The following is a 15,456-nucleotide window of genomic DNA, read 5'->3' on the forward strand; positions in this document are numbered from 1 at the left end:
GTACGGGTGGGGGTACGGGAAGGCGGCGCGCGCGCCGTTCGCCGTTCGGGGACTATCTGCGCATATCGGCACGCCATAGCGCAGTTATCGTTCTGCGAGTGCCTGGACGGCCCACCGACGGCGGTGGCCATGAGCCCTGCGTCGCCGTCCGTGGCCAGTCCTTGTCGCCTGCCCTGGAGATCCGTGCGCCAGAACCGTAAGACCCTCACCTGGCAGACCGCATCCACGTTCGCGGTCTGCTGCTTCCTCGGCGGCGTCGCCGTCTCGCTCGGTGTGCACGAGCACCGCGTAGGAGAAGCGGTCGAGCAGGCTCGCGAGCAGGCACGAGTGCTCGACGAGGAGCGCGCGAAGCTCGAGGAGACGCTCGCGAAGGCGCGCGAGGTGTCCCAGGTGTCCGGTGCGGTCTCCGACGAGCAGCTGGTGGCCGACGCCGCCGCGCAGCTCACGCAGGCCGCCAGCGCCGCGGCCTACGCCGCGGAGCAGCACAACATCACGGTGAGCGCGGCGGTCGTCGCGCCGCCGACGTTCCTCAACCCCGAGGCGAGCTCCGCGACCCTCCGCGGCCCCTACGCCACCTCTCCGGTCCTCACGGTCGACGCGACCGCGGTGCTCGACGAGGTCGAGGGCGCCGACTCCGACGCGGACGCCACGCCGGAGCCCACCACGGAGGCGAGCGCGGAGCCGAGCGCCTCCGCCTCCGCCACGCCCGAGGCCTCCGCGAGCGCCGACGCGTCCGCGGGGACCGAGGACGTGCCCGAGACTGATGACGCGACCCCGACGACCGCCGCGACCGCGGCGGAGGAGGAGGCCGAGGCCCTCGCGCAGATCGTGGACGAGGCCGAGGTCGCCCAGGTGCTCCGCGGCGAGGTCGACGACCTCGAGACCGTGGCCGCCACCGTCGAGCGGCTCGAGCAGGCCGCCGCCCAGCTCGACGACGCGACGCGCCGCATCGAGGGCACCACGGCGGTCCTGGAGGCCGCGACCGCCGAGGCGACGCTCGAGCAGGCGAACGTCTCGCTCGACAAGCGCATCGACTCCGTCCGAGCCCTCGCGGACGCGTCCAAGGCGATGATCGACGCCGTCGACGGCAAGGTGACCGACGACGCGACTATCACGGACGTCAAGCAGGCCCGTGCGGCCCTGCAGGAGCTCAAGCGCACCGACGTCGATCGCGACGATGCCGACGCCGTCGACGCGCTCAAGGCGCAGATCGTCACCGCCGTGGAGGACCTCGCGCAGGCCGAGGAGGCGCTCTACGACTCCCACCAGGCATGGGTGAAGAAGGAGAACAAGCGACGCGACCGCGTCAACGCGGAGCGCACCGCGGCCTACGAGGCGGCCGTCGATGCCGCCTACGACGCCCTCACCGCGGACTACCGCACGGCCGCCAACCTCCGTCAGGACGGCTGGTCCGGCGCGCCCACCGGGGCGTCGTACAGCAACGGCTACCTCCCGAGCAGCAGCCTGTGCGAGCTCTCCTTCTCGAGCGACCACTATCTGCAGTGCTCGGCCGCCAAGGCCCTCGAGGCCGCGGACGACGACTACTACGCCCAGACCGGCAACCACCTCGGCGTCGTGTCGACCTACCGGTCCTACTCCGCGCAGGTCGCCACCAAGGCCTCGCGCGGCTACTTCGCTGCGGCGCCGGGCTCCTCGAACCACGGTTGGGGCATGGCCGCGGACTTCTCCCCTGCCTCGGCGACCTGGATGCGTGCCAACGGCGAGGACTACGGCTGGGTCCACCCGACGTGGGCGCGCTCGGGCGGCAGGAAGCCGGAGGCATGGCACCTTGAGTTCGTGGCGCCCGGCGTCACGGTCAGCCTGCCCGACGAGCCGAACATGCTGTCGCACGTCAAGAGCTCGCTGACCGCCTGATCGCCTCGGCGTGAGGTGGCGTGGCGCCGCCGGACCGCTCAGGCCGCGAGCGCCCGCACCTTGCGTCCCAGGTCCGCGTCGAGCAGCGCGCCCGTCGCGCACATCACCGCGTCGGCGCCGGCCGCGCGGTAGGCCTCGTAGTGCTCCGTCGCGAGCACGCCGCCTACCCCGATGATCGCGAAGCGCGCGCCGAGTTCCTCGCGGTGGCGCGCGAGCCGCGCGGTCATCTCGAGCCCCGCCCACCGGATCGCGTCGCCGCACACGCCGGCGACCTCGCGGCCCGCACCGGGCAGCGCCTGGCCGCCTCCGGCGTCCACCAGCCGCGCCGGGAGCGTGTTGATCGCGGCGTAGCCGTCGACGATGCCGGCGGTCGCCTCCACGAAGGCCCGCAGCCGCGCATCGTCACCGAAGTAGGCGAGCTTGAGCACGAGCGGCACGTCGCCGACCGCCTCCTTGACGGTGCCGGCGATGCGCGCGACCGAGGCCGTGTCGAAGCACAGCAGCGCGCCGGTGCCCTCGTTGGGGCAGCTGAGGTTCATCTCGAGCGCCCGCGCACCGGTCTCGACCACGAGCTTGGCGGTGGTCGCGTGGTCCGCGACGTAGGCGTCCATGCCGCCCTCCCCCTGCCGCGTGCCCTGGAACGAGGCGAGCAGGAGCTGGCCCTCCCCCGCCGCCGCGACGGCCGCCGCCATGTCCGGCTGCCATGCGTCGGGGTCCTGGGACGGCACGCCGAAGGAGTTCGAGATGCTCGTCGCATGGTCGAGGTCGTCGTCGGCGACCAGCGGTTCGACCCGGTCCGCCTCGAGCCGGCCGTCGACATGCACGGCGAGCGTGTTCGGGAAGGGATGCGACGGGTGGGCAGCGCTGCGCACGGTCTTGTAGGCCGCGATGTCGAACCCGTGCCGCAACGCCGCGGTCGTGTAGGCGGCGTCGAGCAGCGGCCCTGCGGCGATGCCGAACGGGCTGTGGAGCGCCTGGCCCAGCACCGCGTGGCGAGGAGGCGACTCCGGCAGCGGGACGCCCGGCCCGGCCATCGCGCCCGAGGGCCCGTGGGCGAGGTTGTGCTCGTAGGACTGTCGAGGGTCGTAGCACCAGGTCACAGTGCCCGAGGCTAGCCTCGCCCGGCGGTGCGGGACGGGGACCTTCGGCCGCCCGCCGCCTCCCGGGCAACCCTGAGGCGGCTCCCAGCAGAACCCCCGGACAGCGTTCCTAGGGTCGCCCCATGGACACATCACCCCGCCCGCGCCGCCGCCGCTGGCGCGTCGCCGTCGCATCGATCGCAGGCCTCCTCGCTCTCGTCGCCGGCGTGGTCGGCTGGGCGCTCGACCGCTACGTGATCGACCATGTCGAGATCGCCGACGCCTCGGCGTACGAGGCCTCCCTCGCGGAGGCGGCCGACACCACGGCGGATGATGGCGACGACACGGTCGACGACGCGCAGATCACCCTCTCGCAGCACACGTACGGCACCGGCGAGGATGCCGCCACCTACTACGTGGCCGAGATCTTGCTGACGGACATCACGCAGCTGCGCTCCGCCTTCGCGGACGACGCGTTCGGCGAGAACATCATCGCCGACCCCTCCGAGATCGCGGAGCAGGTGGGCGCCGCGCTCGCGATCAACGGGGACTACTACGGCTTCCGTTCCGACGGCATCGAGATCCGCAACGGCGTCGTGTACCGCGACGAGCCCGCGCGCGAGGGTGCCGTGATCTACCGCGACGGCACCATGGAGGTCTACGACGAGACCACCACGAGCGCCGAGGAGCTGCTCGACGCGGGGGCGTGGCAGACGCTCTCGTTCGGACCGGCGCTGGTGGACGACGGCGCCGTCGTCGACGGCATCGACCAGGTCGAGGTCGACACGAACGTCGGCAACCACTCGATCCAGGGGGACCAGCCCCGCACCGCGATCGGCATGATCGAGGCGAACCACTACGTGCTCGTGGTGGTGGACGGGCGCTCGGACACGAGCGCGGGCGTCACGCTCGACGAGCTCGCGCAGATCATGATCGACCTGGGCGCCACGGAGGCGTACAACCTCGACGGCGGCGGCTCGTCGACCATGGTGAGCGACGGCGACGTGGTCAACGTGCCGGGCGGGCGCGGGCGCGAGCGCGGCACCTCCGACATCCTGTGGGTGGGCTGATCCATGTGGGTGCTCATCCCGGCCTACGAGCCCGGCCCCCGGATGGTCGCGCTCGTCGAGGCGCTGCGGCCGCACCACCGGGTGCTCGTGGTCGACGACGGCTCAGGGGCAGAGTTCGGCGGCGTCTTCGCGGCCGCGTCGCGCGCGGGCGCGCACGTCCTCACGCACGACGCCAACCGAGGCAAGGCGGCGGCGCTGCGCACCGGCATGGCGTGGATGCATCGCCACCACCCCGCCGAGGGGCTCGTGTGCGCCGATTCCGACGGGCAGCATCGGCCCGAGGACATCGAGGCGGTGGCGCGAGCGCTCGACGAGCGCGCGGCATCCGGGCTCCCACCCGCGATCGTGCTCGGTGCGCGAGGCTTCGACGGACAGGTGCCGCTGCGCTCGCGCGTGGGCAACCGAGCCGTGTCCGCCGCGACCGCCGCGGTCACCGGGCTGCGCCTCGGCGACACGCAGACGGGCCTGCGCGGGTATCCCGCCAGCCTGCTGCCGTGGGCGATCGGCGTCCAGGGCGAGCGCTTCGCGTACGAGATGAGGGTCCTCCTCGAGGCCTCGCGCGCCGGGATCCCCGTGGTCGAGGTCCGCATCGGGACCGTGTACCTCGATGGCAACGCCGGCTCGCACTTCCGGCCCGTCGTCGACTCCCTGCACGTCCTCGCGCCGGTCGCGCTCTTCGCAGCCTCGTCCGTGACGGCGTTCGTGCTCGACGCCGCGGCCCTGCTCGCGCTCGCCCAGCTCACGGGTTCGCTCGGGGTCGCGGTGGTGGGCGCACGCGCCCTCTCCGGCACGGTGAACTTCCTGATCAACCGTCGCGCGGTGTTCGGCGCACGGGGTCCGGTCGCCCGCCAGGCCGCGCGCTACACCGCTCTCGCTCTGGCGCTCGTCGGCGCCAGCTACGTCTCGCTGCTGCTCCTCACGATGCTCGGCGTGCCTCTGCTGCTCGCGAAGGTCACCACCGACCTGGGGCTCTGGGCGCTCTCGTTCGGCATCCAGCGCGCGGTCGTCTTCGCCCACCCCGCGCCGGAGCGCCGGGCCTCCGTGGTGCGGGTCTCGCCAGGAGCGCCGATGCGGAGGTGAAGACACGCGCGGATTTGCACCAAGTCCGCTTCTCGGTTTGGTAAAGTCCCGAATCGTGAGCAAAGACGCCACGATCCGCATCCTGCGCCTCATCGGCGCCTCCGTGATCGCGTCCGCCCTGGGATTCCAGGCGTGGGCCGATCTCACCTTCGGCACGTTCACGTGGGGCCAGCTGCCCGGGTACTTCACGCCCCTCGCGAACCTGGCCGGCATCGTCGCGCTGCTGGCATCCGCGCGCGTGACCCGACCCGAGCGACGGTGGGTGACCCTCCTCCGCGTCAACTCCGCCACCTACCTGGTGGTGGTGGGCGCGGTGTACTGGGCGCTGCTCGCGCCCTACACGACCCCGTACTTCCCGTGGGCCAACGCCGTGCTGCACGGCGGCGCCGGAGCGATCCTCGTGGCGGACTGGGTGCTCATCGGCGGCCGCAGACGGCTGCCGCTCGGCACGCTGTGGAGCGTCCTGAGCCTTCCCGCGATCTGGGTGTCCTACCTGTTCGTCCGCGCATTCCTCGACGGGTGGGTGCCCTACCCGTTCCTCGATCCCGCGCGCGGGGCGGCCGCGATCGTCGCCACGCTCGGCGCGATCTCCGCGGTGGGACTCGTGGTGTCGGGCATGCTGCGGGTGCTCGCTGTGCTGCGCCCGGCGACGTTCTGGCCCCTGCCGCCGGCCAGGGCGAGCGTCGGCGTGGCCCCACCGAGCACGGGCGAGGGCGCTTCGGTACGTTGAGGACGGGAGGGTGCACCCGATCACGCGTACCTGAGGAGGACGGCGATGGAGCTCGACGCTCACGCTGGCACCGACGACTTCGACAACTTCGCGACCCCATGGTTCCGGCTCCCCGACGCAGCCATGACGCCGGACACGGCGTATCAGATCGTCCACGACGAGGCGATGCTCGACGGGAACGCGCGCCTCAACCTCGCGACGTTCGTCGGCACCTGGATGGATGAGCACGCGAACAGGCTCTACGCCGAGACGGTCGACAAGAACATGATCGACAAGGACGAGTACCCGAAGACCGCGGAGATCGAGACGCGGTGCTGGCGGATCCTCGCGGACCTGTGGCACGCGCCGGACCCCGCGCACGCCATCGGCACCTCGACCATCGGCTCGTCCGAGGCCGCGATGCTCGCAGGCCTCGCCCTCATGCGCCGCTGGCGCGCGCGACGCCGCGACGCGGGCCTGCCGGCCGACCGGCCGAACCTGGTGATGAGCTCCGCCGTGCAGGTGTGCTGGGAGAAGTTCTGCAACTACTGGGACATCGAGATGCGGCTCGTGCCCGTGTCGCTCGAGCACCCCACGCTCGACGGCGCGGACATCGACCGTTGGGTCGACGAGCGCACGATCGGCGTGGTGGCGATCCTCGGGGTCACCTACACCGGGGTGTACGAGCCGGTCGCGCGCATCGCCGCCGCGCTCGACGACCTGCAGGCCCGCACGGGGCTCGACGTGCCCATCCACGTGGACGGCGCCTCGGGCGCGATGGTGGCGCCGTTCCTGCAGCCCGACCTGGTGTGGGACTTCCGGCTCGACCGGGTGGTGTCGATCAACACGTCGGGCCACAAGTACGGCCTCGTCTACCCGGGCCTCGGGTGGGCGGTCTGGCGGTCCCAGGAGCACCTCCCCGAGGACATGATCTTCCGTGTCTCCTACCTGGGCGGCGACATGCCGACGCTCGCCCTCAACTTCTCGCGGCCGGGCGCGCAGGTGCTGCTGCAGTACTACCTGTTCCTTCGGCTCGGGCGGGAGGGCTACACCGCGGTGCACTCCCATACGCGCGCCGTCGCGATGCAGGTGGCGCGGGAGATCGGTGACATGGGGCCGTTCGCGCTCGTGAGCGACGCAAGCGACATCCCCGTCTTCGCGTACCGCCTCAAGGAGGGCTACACCGACAACTGGACGCTGTACCACCTGTCGGACCGGCTGCGCGCGAGAGGCTGGCAGGTGCCGTCGTACCCGATGCCCGAGGATCTCCAGGACGTGACCGTCCAGCGCCTGGTCATCCGGCGCGGGCGGCGCGCCCTGAGCCGCGACTTCCTCGAGGACATGCGCGCGTGCGTCGAGTACCTCGACAGCCTCTCCGGGCCCATCCCGGTCGAGCGCCCGGGCACGGCCTTCCACCACTAGCGGGACGATGCGGGCACCGTCGCCGCGGGTCTCACGAGGACCGCGGCGGCGAGGAAGCACAGCGCCCCGAGGAAGGTGCCCAGGTTCGCCCAGAACAGGCTGACGAACGTCGACGTCTCCGGCATCACGTACGCACCGGCGGCCGAGGCGCCGAACGCGACCGAGCCGAGCATCGTGAGCCACGCCGCCTCGGGCGTGCGTGCGTCGAGCCGCCACAGCTCGTGACGCCTGCGCACCGCGGCCAGCGCGAGCGCGCCCGAGACCAGGAACGCGACCGACCCCCACGCGTCGGAGCGCCACCCGGCACCGACCGCATCGGGAGTCCGCACGGCCGCCACGAGCGCGGCGAGCGTGCTCACGTTGAAGAGCACCGTGCCGAAGGACTGCACCGCCGCCGACCACCAGTCGTACGCATCGGCGCGCGCGGTGCCGGCCCGGGGCGGGCGGCGCCCGCTCAGCAGCAGCTGGATCGCGCCCGCGCCAGTGAAGCACAGCGAGCCGACGAAGAAGGTTGCGCTTGTCGCCACCGCGCCGACGGCGTCGGCGTACCACGGGAGCGCGCCGAGCGCGAAGAGCAACGACCCCACGGCGAAGCCCCACGCCTCTGCCCGGAGGCGGATGTACCTGCGATGAGAGGCGCCTTCGCGGTCTGCCGACATGCCTCCTACGCTACGGCCGTCCGACTGCGGCCGCATCGTCCTGGTGAGGCCCGACGATGCGGCGGCCCCGGCCTCCCCGAGGGAGCCCGGGGCCGTCCTCATCGGCTCAGCCGTTGAGCAGCGCGGCGGCGCGGCGTGCGCCCTCGCCCAGCGACTCCAGCTTCGCCCACGCGATCTGCGGGTGGATGCGGCCGCCGAGGCCGCAGTCGGTCGAGGCGACGACGTTCTCGGGGCCCACGATCTCGGCGAAGCGCACGATGCGGTCGGCGACCAGGTCGGGGTGCTCGACCACGTTGGTGGCGTGGCTCACGACGCCCGGGAGAAGCTTGGTGCCCTCGGGCAGCTCGACATCGCGCCACACCTTCCACTCGTGCTCGTGACGCACGTTGCCCGCCTCGAACGAGATCTCGGCGGCGTCGATCTGCGCGACCAGGTCGACGATGTGACGCAGCTCGAGGTCCGTGGTGTGCGGGCCGTGCCACGAGCCCCAGCACAGGTGGATCCGGACCTGCTCGCGGGGCAGGCCCGCGATGGCGTGGTTGATCGCGTCGATGCGGGTCTGGAGGAACGCGCGGTAGTCGGCGACCGACGGCTCGGGGTTGATCTGGTCCCAGCTCTCGGCGAGCGAGGGGTCGTCGAGCTGGACCGTGAGGCCTGCGTCGACGATCGCCTTGTACTCCTCCCGCAGCACGTCGGCCCACGCCCAGATGTGCTCCTCCTCGCTCGCGAAGTAGGAGTTCCCGATCCGGGCGGCGGAGCCCGGCGCCAGCGACGTGAGGAAGCCGGTCGAGAGACCCGCGGCGTCGAGGCCGCCGCGCAGGTGCGCGATGTCCGAGGCGATGGCGTCCTGGCCGCGGTACGACAGGGGGCCCACGGCCTCGGGCCAGAACGGCGGCTCGCCGAAGAGCACGCCGGAGGTCGGATCGAAGTACGCCTCGGCGAAAGCGACCCAGTCGCGACGATCGGTCATCGAGGTGAGCTGGATGTTGCCGGGGGTCGACCGGACGGGCGCGGGCGGCGGCGTGTCCTTCGACGGCAGCGCGAGGCCGGCGGTGCGCTGGAACGAGTACGACCACCAGGCGCCGAAGTCGTGCGCGGCGGTCATCGCCTTGCCGTACTCGCCGTCGCCGACGATGGTGATGCCGGCGTCGACCTGCTTCTTCACGAGCGCGGCGACCGCCTCGGCGGCGAGCTCCTTGTACTCGTCCGTCTGGACGAGGGTGAAGCCGTCCTCGGCGATCTCGAGCGCCTTGGTCGCCTCGACGAGCTCGGGAGAGCGCGGCAGCGAGCCGGAGGTGGTGGTCTGGATGGTCAGCTCGGGCATCGGGGCTCCTCTGGTCGCGGGCGCATCACCCGCACGGTTGCAGGGACAGCCCGCCGGCAATGCCCGCCAGGCGGCGGATCCGAGGCCTCGTTTGATGCGCGGCGGTGTGGCGACAGTCTGCCCGGACGATGCCGGTCACGGCAAACCGAGCCGGTCCGAGCCTCCCAGCGCGCCGCGTGAGATATCGCACACCATGCCGAAAGACGTGCCGGCAAATGCCTACACTTCTGGATCTGGCCGCCGATGGTGGTCACTAGCAACCGCGCCCGCGCCCCGGGCCGGGGCATCTCGAGGAGGACCGGGTGGACTCGCAGGATCTGGGCAGCATGCCGGCTGTGGCAGTGGACCGTGACCGCGTGGTGAGCGCGGCTCAGCAGACGATCGGCGACCACGCGTGCGCCACATGCGACTCCGGTCGCGTCTGCGACACGATGTTCTTCGCGGCCGCCGTGGTCGAGCTCGACCACGAGCTCCGCGAGGTCATCGCCGTGCGCGACGGCGACGAGGCCCTGCAGCGCGCGGTGGACCGTGGCCGGCACGAGGCGGTCGCGCAGTCGCTCGCCGTGCTCGGCCGCACCGAGGGCCAGTACCGCACCGAGGCGGACGGCGACACCTCGCACCTCTCGTTCGCCCTCGCGGAGGCCCTGCGCAGCACCGCGCTCGTCATCCGCTCCGAGGTGCACAACCCGACCTCGCGCACCGCGCTCGAGATCATGGCGCGCGCAGACGAGGCCTACGAGCTTGCCGAGTACGTCCGCGACGTGTCGACGCGCTACCGCGACACCAAGTCCGACGTCGCGGAGGCGCTCTCGAGCGTCGCCGGCGACATCGAGAAGGGCACCGAGGGCGTCAACCGCCTGCAGCGCGCCTCCGACATCTCCACGCCGGTGGACGAGCTCTCCTCGCTCGCCCGCGACGCCGATCCCGACGTCCGGTGGTGGGTCGCCCAGAACCCGTCGACGGCCGCCGAGGACCTCGCCAGCGCCGCCATGACCGAGCGTCACCCGCTGGTGCTGACCGCCCTCATCAGGAACCCCCGCCTCCCTGAGGACCGGGTGCGCCTCTTCACCGAGCACCCCCACCACGATGTGGCGATCGCGGCCCGCCGACGCATCGCCGAGTCGTCCGGTCGCTGACCCGCGTCCGACGCACACGAGGCCCCGCCGCCCCACCCGGGCTGTGGGGCCTCGCTCCTTCTCCCGACTGTTGCGCACCGCGAAGCGTGCGAGCACGAATCCTGCATCAGCGCGCTCATTACTCACGATTCCGTCATGGAATCGGCGTATTCGCGCCCGCTTCCGACGCGCGCGGCCCCCTATCCTGACCAGGTGATCCCCGTCCCCAGGATGAGCAGCGCCTCGCGCATGCATGCCGTGTCCCCCGAGAGCCACGCGATCGTCGACCATGTGCTCGAGTACACGCGCCGACGCGCGCTGTGGGAGGACATCCCTCTCGACACTCCCGCGAGCCCCGAGGAGCTCGCGCGCATCGCGCCCATGTCGATCACGCCTCAGGGCATCGGTGCGGAGAGCGCCCTCGCGCTGTTCGGCGACGTGCTCGCCCCGACCTGCCTGTCGACGGACCACCCCGGCTACCTCGCGTTCATCCCCTCCGCACCGAGCAAGGCGGCGACGGCCTTCGACCTCGTGGTGTCCGCATCGTCCATCTACGGCGGCTCGTGGCTCGAGGGCGCGGGTGCCGTGCATGCGGAGAACGAGGTGCTGACGTGGCTCGCCTCGGAGTTCGGGCTCCCGGGCACCGCGTGCGGGGTGTTCGTCCAGGGCGGCACCATCGGCAACCTCTCGGCCCTGGTCGCCGCGCGCGACGAGGCGCGGCGCCGCCTCGCCGCCCAGGGGCGCCCGCAGCCCGCCCGTTGGGCCGTGGTGGCCAGCGTCGAGTCGCACTCCTCGATCGCGTCCGCGGCATCCGTCATGGACATCGACATCGTCGACATCCACCCCGACTCCGACGGCCGCCTCCACGGACACTCCGTCGAGGACGCGCTCGCGGCCCACGGCGACGCGGTGCTCGCGGTGGTCGCGACGGCCGGGACCACGAACTTCGGGATCATCGACGACCTCGCGGGCATCGCGGAGGTGACGCGCCGCCACGGCGTGTGGCTCCATGTGGACGGTGCCTACGGGCTTGCAGGAGCGCTCGTTCCCCACATGCGCCCCGCCTATGCGGGGATCGAGCACGCCGACTCGTTGGTGGTCGACCCGCACAAGTGGCTGTTCGCGCCGTTCGACGCGTGCGCGCTCATCTACCGGGAGCCCACCGCCGCGCTGCGCGCGCACACCCAGCACGCGGAGTACCTCGACACGCTGACCGCATCGGCGGCGCCCAACCCCTCCGACCTCGCGGTGCAGCTCACGCGCCGCGCACGGGGCCTGCCGCTGTGGTTCTCGCTCGCGACCTACGGCACCGACGAGTACCGCGCGGCGATCGCGCACGGCATCGACCTCGCCCACCGCCTCGCGGCGGAGATCGAGCGACGCCCCGGTCTCTCCCTGGTCCGCCGCCCCCAGCTGTCGGTGGTCGTCTTCCGCCGCGAGGGATGGACCCAGGCCGACTACGACGCGTGGTGCGACAGGCTGCTGGCCTCCCAGACGGCGTTCGTGGTGCCCAGCTCGCATGAAGGCGAGCCCGTGCTGCGCCTCGCGATCATCAACCCGCTCACCACGTTCGAGCTGCTGTGCGAGGTGCTCGACACGCTGGCCTGAACCCGGTCAGGCGGGACCGCCCGGCTCCGACGCCCCGTCCCGGGACGGACGCGCGACGCGGGGCACCCGACGCAGCGCGACGATGGCGACCACCCCCGCGACCATGAGCGCGATCCCGCCGAGGATGATGCCTGCCGCCGCGCCGCCGTCGATGCTCACGCGCGGGGAGAACGTGCCGACGATGGCGAAGCCCTCCTTGGCCTCGACCTGCGAACCGGACCCGCGGAAGCTCGACATGCCAGCCACGCTACCCGCCTCCGCGTGGCGGCGCCGGGTCATGCACCGTCGCGCGGGTCGTGGAACCTCCGCCGGAGAGGCACCGAGGGCGCGCGACGGCCCCCGGGTTCACCCGGGGGCCGTCACGGCGAGGGGCCGCCCTCAGGCGGAGGCGCCCTCGCTCACGCGCAGCGCGGTGAGGATCTCCTCGACCTGGGCCTTGGCGTCGCCGAACAGCATCGCCGAGTTCTCGCGGAAGAACAGCGGGTTCTGGACGCCCGCGTAGCCGGTGGCCATCGAGCGCTTGAACACGATGCACTGCTTCGCGTTCCACACCTCGAGCACCGGCATCCCGGCGAGCGGGGAGCCCGGGTCCTCCATGGCGGACGGGTTGACCACGTCGTTCGCGCCGATGACGAGAACGACGTCCGTGTCCGCGAAGTCGTCGTTGATCTCGTCCATCTCGAGCACGATGTCGTACGGCACCTTGGCCTCCGCGAGGAGCACGTTCATGTGCCCGGGAAGGCGGCCCGCAACGGGATGGACGCCGAAGCGGACGTCGACGCCCTGGTGGCGCAGCATCGCGACCATGTCCGCGACCGGGTACTGGGCCTTCGCGACCGCCATGCCGTAGCCGGGCACGATGATGACGCGGCTTGCCGCCTCGAGCATCGCAGCGACCTCGGGCGCCTTGACCTCGCGGTGCTCCCCCTGCTCCCCCGCGGCCGCCGACGTTCCGCCCTCGGCGCCGAAGCCACCCAGGATCACGGAGATGAACGAGCGGTTCATCGCCTTGCACATGAGGTAGGACAGGATCGCACCGGACGAGCCGACCAACGCGCCGGTCACGATGAGCAGGTCGTTGCTCAGCATGAGGCCGGCCGCGGCGGCGGCCCAGCCCGAGTACGAGTTGAGCATCGACACGACCACGGGCATGTCGCCGCCGCCGATCGCGGCGACCAGGTGGAAGCCCAGCGCGAGCGCGATCACGGTCATGATCACGAGCGGCACGACGCTGCCGGTCGCGATGTACACGCCCAGGAGGATCGCGCTCGCCACGATCGCTCCGAGGTTGAGCCAGTTCCGGCCCGGGAGCGTGAGCGGGCGCGACTTCATCTTCGCGGACAGCTTGAGGTACGCCACGATCGACCCGGTGAAGGTCACCGCGCCGATGAGGACGCCGAGGAAGACCTCGACCTGGTGGACCGCGTCGGACTCCTCGGTGAGGTGCGAGTTGAAGCCCACGAGCACGGCCGCGAGGCCGACGAAGCTGTGGAGCATCGCGATGAGCTCGGGCATCTGCGTCATCTCGACGGTGCGGGCGCGCCACACGCCCACGCCGGCGCCGATCGCGAAGACCATCGCGATGAGCAGCGCAGTCGTCAACGCCGACCGCTCGGAGCTGTCGAGCGCGAGCACCACCGTCGCGGCGAGGGCGAGCACCATGCCGACCATGCCGAGGATGTTGCCGCGGCGCGCGGTCTCCTGCTGGGAGAGCCCCGCGAGCGAGAGGATGAAGAGCACGGCCGCGACCACGTAGGTCGCCTGAGCGAGGGAGACGAGGGTCATGACGCGTCCTTCCGGAACATGCCGAGCATGCGGTAGGTGACGAGGAATCCACCGAAGATGTTGATGCTGGCCACCGACGCCGCGATGAACGCGAAGGTGGCGACCAGCGTGTCCTCGGAGCCGATCTGCAGCAGCGCGCCCACCAGGATGATCCCCGAGATCGCGTTGGTCTGCGCCATGAGCGGCGTGTGGAGCGAGTGCTTGACGTTCGAGATCACGTAGAAGCCCACGATCACGGCGAGCGCGAAGACCGTGAGGTGCGCGACGGTCGCCGAGTCCGCGAAGGCGAGCAGGAGCAGCGACGCGAGCGCGCCCGCGCCGTACAGCCAGTTGCGGCGACGCTGCTTCGCGATGGCGGCCTCGGCGTCGAGCCGGGCCTTCTCCGCGAGCTCCTCGGGGGTCGGGGCCGGCGGGCCGGACGATGCGGGCGCGGCCGAGACGCTGACGGGCGGCGGCGGCCACATGATCTCGCCCCCATGCGTCACGGTCATGCCGCGCTGGACGGGATCCTCGAGGTCGAGCACGAGCGTGCCGTCCTTCGCGGGCGTGACCAGCGCCATGAGGTGCACGATGTTCGTGCCGAACAGCTGCGACGTGTGCCGGGGCATGCGGCTCGTGAGGTCCGTGTAGCCCACCACGGTCACGCCGTTGTCGGACACGACGACCTCGCCGGGCTGGGTGAGCTCGCAGTTGCCGCCACCCGAAGCCGCGAGGTCGACGATCACCGAGCCGGGACGCATCCCGGCGACCACGTCGGCGGTGATCGTCGTGGGGGCCGTGCCCCGCACCAGCGCCGTGGTGATGACCACGTCGGCCTTGGCCGCCTCGGCGGCGTACACGCGCATGGCCGCGGCCTGCTGCTCCTCGGTGAGCGGCTTGGCGTAGCCGTCCGCGCTGATCTCCTGCTGCGCCTCGGGCGCGTGCACGAACGTGCCGCCCATCGACTCGATCTGCTCGGCGACCTCGGGCCGCACGTCGAAGGCACGGACCTGCGCGCCGAGCGAGCTCGCCGCGCCGATCGCGGCGAGCCCCGCGACCCCCGCTCCGATGATGAACACCGTCGCGGGCGTCGTCTTGCCCGCGGCAGTGACCTGGCCGGTGAACATGCCGCCGTACTGCTCGGCGGCCTCGATCACGGCGCGGTAGCCGGCGACGTTGGAGAGAGTGCTGAGGACGTCGATGGCCTGCGCGCGCGAGATGCGAGGGACGGCGTCGAGGGCGAGCGCCGTGACGTCACGCGCGTTGAGCGCGTCGAGCAGCGCAGGGTTGGACTGCGGCGCCATCATCGACACGAGCGTCGCGCCCTCGGCGAGCGCCGCGACCTGGGGGTCGCCCGGCGCGTTGACGCACGTGACCACGTCCGCGCCCCATGCCTCCCCCGCGGTGCCGAGCGTCGCGCCGGCCTCCTCGTACTGGCGGTCGAGGAAGGCCGCGTGCGTCCCCGCACCGCGCTCCACCACCACCTCGTAGCCCAGCTTGATCAGCCCCGCGACGGAGGCCGGGCTCGCGGCCACCAGCCTCTCGCCCGGACGCGTCTCCATGGGAACGCCGATGCGCATCGTTCATCCTTGTCCGCCGCAGCGCCACCCGGGACGGGGACGCGGCAGGCTTGTCGGTCGGCGGCGCGCGGACCGCCCCGGAGGGACGGCGACCGCGATCCGGGATCGTGTTCACCCGCCTCGCACTCTAGCGGCGCGGACCCGGGACCTTCCTGGTGCGAAAGGCCCGGT

Annotated in this window: 13 protein-coding genes; 7 read left to right on the forward strand and 6 right to left on the reverse strand. The window is 72.0% G+C overall.

What is annotated here, in order from left to right:
- Positions 1 to 183: 183 nt before the first annotated feature.
- On the forward strand, positions 184 to 1,875 hold the full coding sequence (locus AOM06_RS12045) for a M15 family metallopeptidase (protein WP_062306472.1): 1,692 nt from the start codon (positions 184 to 186) through the stop codon (positions 1,873 to 1,875).
- A 38-nt stretch (positions 1,876 to 1,913) separates the two neighbouring features.
- Here AOM06_RS12045 and AOM06_RS12050 read toward each other — a convergent pair whose 3' ends face one another.
- Positions 1,914 to 2,975 carry a tRNA-dihydrouridine synthase gene (locus AOM06_RS12050; RefSeq protein ID WP_062306477.1) on the reverse strand — a complete coding sequence of 354 codons (1,062 nt, stop codon included), beginning with the start codon at positions 2,973 to 2,975 and terminating at the stop codon, positions 1,914 to 1,916.
- Positions 2,976 to 3,097: 122 nt separating this feature from the next.
- On the opposite strand from AOM06_RS12050, the gene AOM06_RS12055 reads away from it, so the two are divergent.
- From AOM06_RS12055 to gad, 4 genes are read left to right on the forward strand one after another with little or no spacing between them, the layout of a single operon-like run.
- On the forward strand, positions 3,098 to 4,024 hold the full coding sequence (locus AOM06_RS12055; RefSeq protein WP_062306482.1) for a phosphodiester glycosidase family protein: 927 nt from the start codon (positions 3,098 to 3,100) through the stop codon (positions 4,022 to 4,024).
- Positions 4,025 to 4,027: 3 nt separating this feature from the next.
- Positions 4,028 to 5,104: a glycosyltransferase gene (locus AOM06_RS12060; protein ID WP_062306486.1), complete on the forward strand. Its 1,077-nt coding sequence runs from the start codon at positions 4,028 to 4,030 to the stop codon at positions 5,102 to 5,104.
- 55 nt (positions 5,105 to 5,159) lie between these two features.
- Positions 5,160 to 5,834 carry a Pr6Pr family membrane protein gene (locus AOM06_RS12065; RefSeq protein ID WP_062306492.1) on the forward strand — a complete coding sequence of 225 codons (675 nt, stop codon included), beginning with the start codon at positions 5,160 to 5,162 and terminating at the stop codon, positions 5,832 to 5,834.
- Positions 5,835 to 5,879: 45 nt separating this feature from the next.
- A complete protein-coding gene (gene gad / locus AOM06_RS12070; protein ID WP_062306496.1) occupies positions 5,880 to 7,235 on the forward strand; it encodes a glutamate decarboxylase in 1,356 nt (451 codons plus the stop codon).
- On the opposite strand, the gene AOM06_RS12075 is transcribed toward gad, so the two are convergent.
- Both AOM06_RS12075 and AOM06_RS12080 read right to left on the reverse strand, forming a co-directional pair.
- Entirely contained in the window at positions 7,232 to 7,894 is a 663-nt protein-coding gene (locus AOM06_RS12075; RefSeq protein ID WP_062306503.1) for a hypothetical protein, read from the reverse strand. The genes gad and AOM06_RS12075 overlap by 4 nt on opposite strands.
- Before the next feature lie 106 nt (positions 7,895 to 8,000).
- Entirely contained in the window at positions 8,001 to 9,218 is a 1,218-nt protein-coding gene (locus AOM06_RS12080) for a cobalamin-independent methionine synthase II family protein (RefSeq protein ID WP_174447474.1), read from the reverse strand.
- 335 nt (positions 9,219 to 9,553) lie between these two features.
- Between AOM06_RS12080 and AOM06_RS12085 the strand changes: the two genes are divergently transcribed.
- Positions 9,554 to 10,354: a hypothetical protein gene (locus AOM06_RS12085; RefSeq protein WP_156163694.1), complete on the forward strand. Its 801-nt coding sequence runs from the start codon at positions 9,554 to 9,556 to the stop codon at positions 10,352 to 10,354.
- Between the two features lie 210 nt (positions 10,355 to 10,564).
- Positions 10,565 to 11,941: a pyridoxal phosphate-dependent decarboxylase family protein gene (locus AOM06_RS12090; RefSeq protein ID WP_062306511.1), complete on the forward strand. Its 1,377-nt coding sequence runs from the start codon at positions 10,565 to 10,567 to the stop codon at positions 11,939 to 11,941.
- Between the two features lie 6 nt (positions 11,942 to 11,947).
- Here AOM06_RS12090 and AOM06_RS12095 read toward each other — a convergent pair whose 3' ends face one another.
- The 3 genes from AOM06_RS12095 to AOM06_RS12105 form a co-directional block, all read right to left on the reverse strand.
- Positions 11,948 to 12,178, reverse strand: coding sequence for a hypothetical protein (locus AOM06_RS12095; RefSeq protein ID WP_062306515.1), 231 nt, complete (start codon positions 12,176 to 12,178; stop codon positions 11,948 to 11,950).
- A gap of 141 nt (positions 12,179 to 12,319) precedes the next feature.
- On the reverse strand, positions 12,320 to 13,726 hold the full coding sequence (gene pntB / locus AOM06_RS12100) for a Re/Si-specific NAD(P)(+) transhydrogenase subunit beta (protein WP_062306521.1): 1,407 nt from the start codon (positions 13,724 to 13,726) through the stop codon (positions 12,320 to 12,322).
- Positions 13,723 to 15,285 carry a Re/Si-specific NAD(P)(+) transhydrogenase subunit alpha gene (locus tag AOM06_RS12105; RefSeq protein ID WP_062306524.1) on the reverse strand — a complete coding sequence of 521 codons (1,563 nt, stop codon included), beginning with the start codon at positions 15,283 to 15,285 and terminating at the stop codon, positions 13,723 to 13,725. Before AOM06_RS12105 ends, pntB begins: the two co-directional genes overlap by 4 nt.
- Positions 15,286 to 15,456: the final 171 nt, after the last annotated feature.

This window comes from Demequina subtropica (assembly GCF_000971235.1).
Taxonomy (GTDB): Bacteria; Actinomycetota; Actinomycetes; order Actinomycetales; family Demequinaceae; genus Demequina; species Demequina subtropica.